General features: G+C 27.0%; 2 protein-coding genes. Both read right to left on the reverse strand.

What is annotated here, in order from left to right:
• Positions 1-609, reverse strand: a 609-nt coding sequence (locus tag ETU08_RS00580) for a hypothetical protein (RefSeq protein ID WP_146261069.1), incomplete at its 3' end; no start/stop codon positions are given.
• A gap of 19 nt (positions 610-628) precedes the next feature.
• The coding region (locus tag ETU08_RS00585) for a hypothetical protein (protein ID WP_221410528.1) at positions 629-930 on the reverse strand (302 nt) is incomplete at its 5' end.

Here is a 930-nt window from a genome sequence, read left to right on the forward strand (position 1 = left end):
CCAATATACTCCATTTTGTATATCCAGTATTTTTACTGCATTTATAATATATTGACCATATTGGAAACTGTCTTTTTTCCTTGTTGTTGGAGTATAGCTTTCCTCATTATCTTTCAAAGCTTCTTCAAAATCAATTTTTAATTTTTCTGGGTCAAAGAATTTGGTCAGGTATAGGAATTTTTCAAGTTCTTTTCTTTTTAAGTTTTTATTATAAAACTCTCTCATTCTTTTGACTATTCCCTTGTTAGCTGTTGTATCTGGTTCTATTTTATCAACAATGAGCTTTTTATGTAAATGAATGTCATTGTAGGAGAATGAAAATGATTTATTTTCTGAATAAGGATATTTGAATAGTATTTTTTTATGCAAAATATCTAATGCTTTTGTGTAGCCATTTCCAAATAGCTTTCCTAAATCATAAGAATGTATTGAGACACTTAGATTTTGAGAAGTAATGGATTTTATATTTTCTTTAGCAATTAGCTTATAGGCTTGTTTTTTTAAAATCAGATATAATATCCCTTTACAGATATTGGGATTAACATCACTTTGTTCAATTCTTTTTGGTGGTACACTTTCTGGAATTAATATGTAAAACGGTTGTAGCATAATATAAAATTTCAAATACTTACTTTTGATTGGGTTTGTTAAATTTAGGATTAGAAGAATTTAGGTTGTGGATTTTTTTATTGCAGTGGTAACAAATCCCTACTATCCTTTTATCTTGGAGTTCATAAATATGCTGGTGATTGTGAGAGTTCCCACAATTTGAGCATATAAATTCTTTGTTTTCTGATTTTTGGAATCTGTTTCTATAGTATTTAACAACAGTAATAATTCCATTTTCTTCTAGATTTTCTTTATTTTCATATCTTATAATATTTCTTGCCATAATTGAGATAAATTTTAAGAAAAAGGCATAATATTGGC

Origin of the sequence: Apibacter muscae, assembly GCF_007845635.1 — a bacterium.
In the GTDB taxonomy this organism is placed as follows: Bacteria; Bacteroidota; Bacteroidia; order Flavobacteriales; family Weeksellaceae; genus Apibacter; species Apibacter muscae.